The organism is Agromyces sp. NPDC058136, assembly GCF_042884375.1.
Classification (GTDB): domain Bacteria; phylum Actinomycetota; class Actinomycetes; order Actinomycetales; family Microbacteriaceae; genus Agromyces.
Genome location: NZ_JBHVUA010000001.1, coordinates 472891 through 482236, shown reverse-complemented (window position 1 = coordinate 482236; position 9346 = coordinate 472891). Strand labels below are relative to the sequence as shown.

Genomic DNA, 9346 nt, shown 5'->3' with positions numbered 1-9346 from the left:
ACCGCCACACCTTCCCGCCGACTCCGCAGCCAGCAGCGAGAGGGGCGAAGTGACCGACGAAGGCCCGACTCCGCCGTTCGCGCGGGCCGTGATCGATCGCGACGCCGAGCGGCGCGCCGATCCGGCGCTCTTCGACGTGTTCGACGCCGACCCGGCCTCGCGGGTCCTGCTCGTGCACGGCGACCGTGCGCTCCTCGCCGAGCAGGTCGACGGTTCGGCACCTGCGCTCGAACTGTTCGAGCCCTCGGCTGCGCCCGGCGGGATGCTGCGCGCCTACCTCGGCCGCGGCGGCGACCGCGCGCTCGCCTACGAGTTCAGGGCGGTCGACGACGAGACGGCGGCGGCCGTCGAACCCGAGGCGGCGCGGTGGGCGACGCTGCGCGCGGCCGCGACGCAGCTCGGCGAGCTCGACACCGGTCTCTTCGTCGAGGCGCTCGCGCTCGCCAACTGGCACGCGACGCACGCGTTCTGCCCCCGCTGCGGCTCCACCACGACGCCGGTGCAGGCCGGCTGGACGCGCCGGTGCGACCGCGACGGCGCGATGCTGTTCCCGCGCACCGACCCGGCTGTGATCGTGCTCGTCACCGATGACGACGACCGCCTCCTGCTCGGCTCGAACGCGCTGTGGGAGCAGCGCCGCTTCTCGCTGCTCGCGGGCTTCGTCGAGCCTGGCGAGTCGCTCGAAGACGCCGTCGTGCGAGAGATCGCCGAGGAGGCGGGCCTCGCGGTCGACCGGGTCGAGTACCTCGGTTCGCAGCCGTGGCCGTTCCCGGCGAGCCTCATGCTGGGGTTCTCGGCACGGCTCGCCCCCGGCGTCGATCCCGAGCTCGCGCGGCCCGACGGCGAGGAGATCCTCGAACTGCGCTGGTTCACGCGCGACGAGCTCGCTGAATCTTGGGGCGGAGTGACCCTGCCCGGCGAGACCTCGATCGCCCGATGGATCATCGAACGCTGGTACGGCGGGCCGGTCGACGCCGCAGGGCGGATGGCCGAATGGTCGAGCTCGTGACGACGGCGAGCGGAGGCGTGCCGGCCGACGGTGCCCTCGACGACGGCCCCCGAACCGGCGATCCGCTCCTCGACGCACTCGACGCCGAGCAGCGCGTCGTCGCCGAAGCCCTGCACGGTCCGGTGTGCGTGCTCGCGGGCGCCGGCACCGGCAAGACCCGGGCGATCACGCACCGCATCGCCTACGGGGTCGCCTCGGGGGCGTACGACCCTGCGCGGGTGATGGCGCTCACCTTCACCTCGCGCGCCGCCGCCGAACTGCGCGCACGCCTCGGCGCGCTCGGCGCGGGGGCGGTGCGCGCACGCACCTTCCACGCGGCGGCGCTCGCGCAGCTCAACCACTTCTGGCCGCTCGTCGCGGGCGGACCCGCGCCGCGGGTGCTCGACTACAAGGGGCGACTCCTCGGGCAGGCCGCCGAACGGGTGAAGCTCAAGGTCGACGTGGCGACGCTGCGCGACGTCGCCGCCGAGATCGAGTGGCGCAAGGTCAGCGTGCTCGGGCCCGAGTCGTACGCGTCGCGGCTCGCGATGCGCGGAGCTCCCGGGCGGCTCACCGCCGAGCAGTTCCTCGAACTCGTCGAGTCCTACGAGCAGGTGAAGGACGAGCGCCGCATGCTCGACTTCGAGGACGTGCTGCTCGCCACCGCCGGAATGATCGAGTCCGAGCCATCCGTCGCCATGCAGGTGCGCGAGAGCTACCGCCACTTCATCGTCGACGAGTACCAAGACGTCTCGCCCGCCCAGCAGCAGCTGCTCGAGCTCTGGCTCGGCGACCGAAGCGAGCTCTGCGTCGTCGGCGACGCGAGCCAGACCATCTACTCCTTCGCGGGCGCGAGCTCGCGATACCTGCTCGGCTTCGAGCGCCGGTACACCGAGTCGACGGTCGTGCGCCTCGAGCGCAACTACCGTTCGACGGGCCGCATCGTGGCCACGGCGAACCAGCTGATGCGCGGCCGCGAAGGGGCGCTGCGGCTCGCCGCCGTCGACCGCGACGAGCGGGCGCCCGAGCCGATCGTCACCGAGTACGCCTCCGACCTCGCCGAGGCGCGCGGGGTGGCGACCCGGATCCGCGACCGGATCGACGCGGGGGTTCCGCCCGAGTCGATCGCGGTGCTCATGCGCGTGAACTCGCAGTCCGCGATCCTCGAGCGCGCGCTCGACGAGGTCGGCGTCGGCTCGCGGGTGCGCGGCGCAGCTCGCTTCTTCGACCAGCCCGAGGTGCGCGAAGCGGTGCACGCGCTGCGCGCCGCCGCGCTCACGATCACGGGCGAACCGCTGTTCAAGTCGGTGAGCGACGTGCTGCGCTCGATCGGCTGGAGCGTGCAGGCGCCCGAGGGCCCCGGTGCCGTGCGCACCCGGTGGGAGTCCCTCAACGCGATCGCCCGCCTCGTCGACGACGCGCCCGAGGGCACCACCTTCCGTCAGTTCGCCGACGACCTCCGGGCGCGCGCCGAGGCGCAGCACGAACCCGCACTCGCCGTGGTGACCCTCGCGACCCTGCACTCGGCGAAGGGCCTCGAATGGGACGAGGTGTTCGTCGTCGGCGTGAGCGAGGGCATGCTGCCGATCAGCTACGCGAAGGGGTTCGACGCGATCGAGGAGGAGCGTCGCCTCCTCTACGTCGGCCTCACGCGGGCACGGCGACGGCTCGAACTGAGCTGGGCGCGGCTCGGCGACGGTCAGCGCGGCGAGCGGGAGCCGTCGCGGTTCCTGCAGGAGCTCGACACCCGCACTCGGGGTGCGCCGGGTGCTCCGTTGCCTGCGGATCGCCCGCAGCGAGTCTGACGCTGCGCCCGGCGAGGGCGGTCGCACCCGATCGCAGGTGGTCATCGACGGCGCCCGCCGCGATCGCGGCTGCGTCGACGAGGGTGCGGATGCCACGGGGTGCGGGCGGCGCGGGGCGCCCCGCGAGTTGCGCGGCGATGACGGGCCACGCCGGGTCGCGGTCGCGCCGTTCGAGCTCGAGGCAGCGCAGGCACGAGCCGTGGCCCGGGACGACGAGCGGGCCGATGCGCCAGCCGGCCTCGTCGTCGACGACCGCGAGGTGCGGCACGTCGGCGCGCAGCCAGGGCAGGTGACGGCCGGGGGCGACGACCCAGTGCGCGGCGATCACGACGAGCGCGGGCGGGGCCGTGCCGGGCGCGGCACCGGCGGCGGGATCGGCGGCGCCGCCGGCGACGACCTCGTACCCGAGCTCGGTGAGGCGGCGCTCGAGCAGCACGCCGAAGGCGGCGTCGACGTCGAGCAGCACCCGCGGGGCGGGTTCGTCGGGCGCGCCGGCATCGGCGCCTGTTGCGGTGCCTGCCGTCTCGACGGCACTCTCGTCGTCGTGCTCGAACGCGGGTGCGAGCCGCGCGAGCAGCCGGTCGACCTCGGCCGGTGTGCCGTCGAACCCCGCACCGATCGTGTGCAGCGTCGCGCGACTCGCCCCGTGCCGGAGCGCCGCGAGGAGCCCGGTCTCGAGCGCGCCGGGGTCGGCGAGCACGACGCGCGGCACCTCGCCGCCAAGCTGGAGCTCGTGCGGCGAACGCCACACGAGGGGGAGTGCCGGATCGATGCGCGGTGACATGCCGAGAGCATGGCGCACCGGCGGGTCGACCGACGGAATCCATCCACAGGCGCCCGGTCGGGCTCCGCGGTGAAGCAGAAGCCGCGCGTCAGCTCGCGGGCGGCTCCTCGCCGTCTTCGCCGGGGCCCGCAGGGGTCTCGCCGCGCAGCAGCTGCTCGAGCGCCTGGTCGAACTCGTCGTCGGCCTCGTTCTCGGCCGCGTCGCTGCCGGTCAGTCGGGCGACGAGCGCGCTCGGGTCGTCGAGGTCGGCGGCGGTGGGCAGGAGATCGGGGTGCGCCCACAGGGCGTCGCGCGCCTCGACGCCGACGGCCTCGGTCACCGCACGCCACATCGCGGCCGCCTCGCGCAGGCGGCGCGGCCGCAGCTCGAGGCCGACGAGGGTGGCGAACGCCGACTCGGCCGGCCCGCCCGAGGCGCGACGGCGGCGGATCGACTCGGCGATGGCCTCGGTGCGCGGCAGGCGGCCCGTGGCATCCGCGGTGACCTGATCGACCCAGCCCTCGACGAGCGCGAGCATCGTCTCGAGCCGGTCGAGCGCCGACTGCTGCGCCTCGCTCTTCGGGCGGATCAGCGTGCCGCCGACGACCGCCTGCCGCAGCTCCTCGGTGTTCGCGGGGTCGAAGCCCTCGGCGAGCTCCTCGAGTCGGTCGGTGTCGATGTCGATGCCGTGCGCGAACGCCGTGATCGCCGTGATGAGGTGCAGCCGGAGCCAGCGCGCGTGCCGGAACAGCCGCGCATGGGCGAGCTCGCGGACCGCGAGGTACAGCTCGACCTGGTCGGCCGGGATGTCGAGCCCGTCGCCGAACGCGGCCGCGTTCTGGGGCAGGATCGCCGCACGCGAGTCGTCGAGCAGGGGAATGCCGATGTCGCCGCCCGAGACGACCTCGGTGGAGAGCTGCCCGACGACCTGGCCGAGCTGCATGGCGAACAGCGTGCCGCCGATGCCGCGGAGCATCCGGCTCGCGTTCTCGATCATCGGCTGCATCTCCTCGGGCGCCTGCTCCCGCATGACGCGGGTGAGGGCCTCGGAGATGGAGAGCGCGACGGGCTCGGCGAGCTGGGTCCAGAGGGGCATCGTCGCCGCGGCCCACGCGCGGCGCGTCAGGAGCTCGGGCGTCTGCGGGGGAGCGGAGAAGTCGACGGCCTCGTCGAGCCAGAGCGACGCGACCTGGAACGCCTGGTCGAACCTGGCCCGGTCGGCGTCGGAGATCTGGGTCTGGCCCTGCGACGCGCGCTCCTCGCCCTGGCGGGCGGCGATGCTCCAGTCGATGCCGTCGCCGCTGCGGTTCATCGCCTGCTGCAGCTGGCTGAACAGCGCGGCGACGCTCGCCGGGTCGTTCGGCAGGCCGGCCGCGCCCGCGAGGCTCGACGGGTCGATGCCGCCGGCACCCGACAGCAGTTCGCGCAGCATGTCGCGGAACTCGTCCTCGGGGTTCCGGTCGCCGGAACCACCATCTTGATCGGCCACGTTCGCCACCTCCAGCTCTCGTCGGTTCCACCGTAACGCGGGCTTCCGGCGCTGCGACTGGGAAATGGCCTAGGCTGGCTTTCCGGGTGTCCGCCCTTCGCGAACAGCGCGGCTCGGCCAGCCCGCTTCACCGGCCCGTCGCCGCGTACGACCGGCCGACGCCGCGAACGGTGCGAAAGGACTGCCCGATGGCCCTCTTCTCCGACGAGCCGTCGGCGCCCTCCGAGCACGGTCGGCGATCGCGGCGCGAACGCATCGGCTGGGCCGCCGTCACCGTCGCGACGGTCATCGCGATCGTGTTCGGCCTGCTCCCGTCGCCGTACGTCATCGAGAAGCCGGGCCCCGTGTACGACACCCTCGGCACCGCCGAGAACGCCGACGGCGACGAGGTCGCGCTCATCTCGATCCCCGACGAGACGACCTACCCGACCGAAGGCGAGCTGAACCTCCTGACGGTCTCGGTCGTCGGGCGCCCGGGCAACACCCCGAACTGGCTCGAGGTGCTCTGGGCCTGGGGCGACAAGACCCGCACCGTCATCCCGGTCGAGGCCGTCTTCCCGCCCGGCGTCAGCAATGAGGACCGCGACGCCCAGAACGAGGCGGCCATGGTCGACTCGCAGCAGGATGCGATCGCCGCGGCCCTCGTCGAGCTCGGCTACGACTTCCCGCGCGAGGTGACGATCGTCGGGCTGCTCGAGGGGTCGCCCGCCGACGGCGTGCTCGAGGAGGACGACGTGGTCGTCTCCCTCGACGGCACCCCGGTGAACTCGATCGGCGAGCTGCAGTCCGCGGTCCGCGAACACGGCACGGATGCCCCGGCGTCGATCGAGATCGAACGCGACGGCGTGCGCGAGACCGTCGAGGTCACCCCGGTCGACCGCAACGGCGTCGCCGTGCTCGGGGTCGGGGTGCGCATGCACTACGAGTTCCCGATCGACGTCGAGCTGCAACTCGACAACGTGGGCGGCCCGAGCGCCGGCATGATGTTCGCGCTCGGCATCGTCGACGAGCTGACGCCCGGTGCGATGACCGGCGGCGAGATCGTCGCCGGCACCGGCACGATCGACTCGGCGGGTGCCGTCGGGGCGATCGGCGGCATCCGGCAGAAGCTGTGGGGGGCGCACGACGCCGACGCCGAGTGGTTCCTGGCACCCGAGTCGAACTGCGACGAGGTCGTGGGCAACGTCCCAGACGGACTGACCGTGTTCGCGGTCTCGACGCTCGACCAGGCCCGCACGATCGTCGAAGACCTGGGTGACGGCGAACTGACGGGCTCCTACCCGTCATGCGACGCCTCCTGACCAGCAGCAGATTCCAAGCATCGCGACTCTAGGATGGAGTCTCGATCCCATCCCGACCGAAGCAAGAGGCCGAGAGTGTCAGCACAGCCGCAAGAACCGAGGATCCAGCGCCGTCGCGCGCCGATCGCGATCACGATCGGGGTGGTGGCCGTTCTCGTGATCGCGTTCTTCATGTTCGCGGGCGTCTACGCCGACGTGCTGTGGTTCCAGCAGCTCGGCTACCTCGACGTGCTGACCACCGAGTGGATCGCGCGCATCTCGCTGTTCCTCATCGGCTTCTTCGCGATGGCGCTGCCGATCTGGGGGTCGATCCAGATCGCGTACCGCACGCGCCCCGTCTACGCGAAGCTCAACTCGCAGCTCGACCGCTACCAGGAGGTGTTCGAGCCGCTGCGCCGCCTCGCGATGTACGGCATCCCCGCGGTGCTCGGCATCTTCGCCGGCGTCTCGGCGTCGAGCCGCTGGGAGGTCACCCTCGCGTGGCTCAACCGCACGCCGTTCGGTCAGACCGACCCGCAGTTCGGCTTCGACATCGGCTTCTACGTCTTCGAGCTGCCCTTCTACCGCAGCGTCGTCGGCTTCGCCTCGGCGGTCGTGCTGCTGTCGGTGCTGCTCGTCATCGCGACGAACTACCTCTACGGCGCCATCCGCGTGAGCGGTCGCGAGGTCGTCATCTCGAAGTCGGCCCGCATCCAGATCGCCGTGACCGCGGGGCTCTACCTGCTGCTCCAGGGCGTCAGCATCTGGCTCGACCAGTACGCGACCGTCACCGAGACGGGCGACCTCATCACGGGTGCCGCCTACACCGACGTCAATGCCACCATCCCGGGCCGCGGCATCCTCGCGGGCATCGCGGTCGTCGTCGCGATCCTCTTCTTCGTGACGGCGATCATGGGCCGCTGGCGGCTGCCGCTCATCGGCACGGCGCTCCTCGTCGTCACCGCGCTGCTCGTGGGCTCGCTCTACCCGTGGGTGGTGCAGCGCTTCCAGGTCGACCCGAACGCGAAGTCGCTCGAGGCGCCGTTCATCCAGCGCAACATCGATCTCACCCGTGACGCGTACAACGTCGCCGACGTCGAGGAGATCCCGTTCGCGGCGAAGACCGACGCCGAGCCCGGCGCGCTCCGCTCCGACGCCGAGACGACGGCGAACATCCGTCTGATGGACCCGCTCGTCATCGCACCGGCCTTCCAGCAGCTCGAGCAGTTCCGCCAGTACTACCAGTTCCCGAAGCAGCTCGACGTCGACCGCTACGAGATCGACGGCCAGACGCAGGACACGGTGGTCGCGGTGCGCGACGTCAAGCTCTCGGGCCTCGGCGACGCCGAGACCTGGTACAACTCGCACCTCGTCTACACGCACGGCTACGGCCTCGTCGCCGCAGCCGGCAACCAGCGCTCGGTCGACGGGCAGCCGGTGTTCCTCGAGTCGGGCATCCCGCAGGCGGGCTCGCTCGGCGACTTCGAGCCGCGCGTCTACTTCGGCGAGAGCTCGCCGCAGTACTCGATCGTCGGCGCCCCGAAAGACAGCGAGCCGATCGAGCTCGACTACCCGGCGGGCAGCGACAACGACGAGCAGACTCAGACGACCTTCTCTGGCGACGGCGGGCCGAAGCTCGACAACGTCTTCACGAAGCTCATCTACGCGCTGAAGTTCCAGTCCGAGCAGATCTTCCTCTCCGACCAGGTCACCGAGGACTCGCAGATCCTCTACGACCGCGACCCGATCCAGCGCGTGCAGAAGGTCGCCCCGTACCTGACGCTCGACTCCGAGACGTACCCGTCGATCGTCGACGGCAAGCTCGTGTGGATCGTCGACGGCTACACGCTCTCCGACCAGTACCCGTACTCGAACAAGGTCAGCATGAGCGAGGCGATCGCCGACAACGAGGGCGTCACCCCGGCGCTCGCGTTCGACGAGATCAACTACATCCGCAACTCGGTGAAGGCCACGGTCGACGCCTACGACGGTTCGGTCACGCTCTACGCGTGGGACGAGGAGGACCCGATCCTCCAGACCTGGCAGAAGGTCTTCCCGACCACGATCCAGCCGATGAGCGAGATGTCGGGCGAGCTGATGTCGCACGTCCGCTACCCGTCCGACCTGTTCAAGGTGCAGCGCTCCGTGCTCGGCCGCTACCACGTCACCGAGGCGAGCCCGTTCTACTCGCGCGAAGACGCGTGGACGACGCCGAAGGAGCCGACGGCCGGCGCGAACACGGCACTGCTGCAGCCGCCGTACTACCTGACCATGCAGATGCCCGGCCAGGAGGCGCCCGCCTACTCGCTGTACTCGACCTTCATCCCCGAGGCGCGCGGCGACGAGAGCCGCAACGTGCTGCGCGGGTACCTCGCGGTCGACTCCGATGCGGGTGCGTCCGACGGTGAACGTTCCGACGGCTACGGCAAGCTCCGGCTGCTGACCCTGCCCGAAGACGACAACGTGCCCGGCCCCGGTCAGGTGCAGGCGAAGTTCGACTCCGACCCGAGCGTGTCGCAGTCGCTCAACCTGCTGAAGCAGGGCCAGTCCGACGTGATCAACGGCAACCTGCTGACCGTGCCGGTCGGCGGAGGCCTGCTGTACGTGCAGCCGGTCTACGTGAAGTCGACGGGTGACACGAGCTACCCGCTGCTCCAGAAGGTGCTCGTTGCCTTCGGTGACCAGATCGCCTTCCAGGACACCCTCGACCAGGCGCTCGACGTGCTGTTCGGCGGCGACTCGGGTGCGACGGCCGGAGACAACGAGGTGGAGCCCGGCGCGACGCCGACGCCCGAGGAGGGCGGCACGCCGACCTCGCCCGAGACCCCGAGCGACGAGATGCAGGCGCTCCTCAACCAGGCCGCACAGGCCCTGAAGGACAAGCAGGCCGCACTCGCCGCGGGCGACTGGGTGGCATACGGCGCCGCCGACGCGAAGCTCGCCGACACGATCTCGAAGATGATCGCGCTGTCGAACGCGGAGCAGAGCGGCGACGGCTCGACCGAGGGTTCCGGCAACTGA

General features: G+C 71.5%; 5 protein-coding genes. 4 read left to right on the top strand and 1 reads right to left on the bottom strand.

The annotated features are described in order from the left end of the window. Positions 1-49: 49 nt before the first annotated feature. Positions 50-1009, top strand: a complete 960-nt coding sequence (gene nudC, locus ACFVTX_RS02230; protein WP_386897649.1) for an NAD(+) diphosphatase — start codon at positions 50-52, stop codon at positions 1007-1009. Further along, positions 994-2793, top strand: coding sequence for an ATP-dependent helicase (locus ACFVTX_RS02225; protein WP_386897647.1), 1800 nt, complete (start codon positions 994-996; stop codon positions 2791-2793). The genes nudC and ACFVTX_RS02225 overlap by 16 nt, the downstream gene beginning before the upstream one ends. Before the next feature lie 872 nt (positions 2794-3665). Here ACFVTX_RS02225 and ACFVTX_RS02220 read toward each other — a convergent pair. Next, a complete protein-coding gene (locus ACFVTX_RS02220; RefSeq protein WP_386898729.1) occupies positions 3666-4988 on the bottom strand; it encodes a zinc-dependent metalloprotease in 1323 nt (440 codons plus the stop codon). Between the two features lie 245 nt (positions 4989-5233). Here ACFVTX_RS02220 and ACFVTX_RS02215 point away from each other — a divergent pair, with 245 nt between their 5' ends. After that, entirely contained in the window at positions 5234-6346 is a 1113-nt protein-coding gene (locus ACFVTX_RS02215; protein WP_386897645.1) for a PDZ domain-containing protein, read from the top strand. 33 nt (positions 6347-6379) lie between these two features. Continuing rightward, positions 6380-9346: a UPF0182 family protein gene (locus tag ACFVTX_RS02210; RefSeq protein WP_386897643.1), complete on the top strand. Its 2967-nt coding sequence runs from the start codon at positions 6380-6382 to the stop codon at positions 9344-9346.

Excerpts from the sequence above, each read along its gene's own strand:
- ACFVTX_RS02225 (WP_386897647.1), top strand. The coding sequence starts at position 994 with ATGGTCGAGCTCGTGACGACGGCGAGCGGAGGCGTGCCGGCCGACGGT.
- ACFVTX_RS02220 (WP_386898729.1), bottom strand. The coding sequence starts at position 4,988 with ATGCTGCGCGAACTGCTGTCGGGTGCCGGCGGCATCGACCCGTCGAGC.
- ACFVTX_RS02215 (WP_386897645.1), top strand. The coding sequence starts at position 5,234 with ATGGCCCTCTTCTCCGACGAGCCGTCGGCGCCCTCCGAGCACGGTCGG.
- ACFVTX_RS02210 (WP_386897643.1), top strand. The coding sequence starts at position 6,380 with ATGGAGTCTCGATCCCATCCCGACCGAAGCAAGAGGCCGAGAGTGTCA.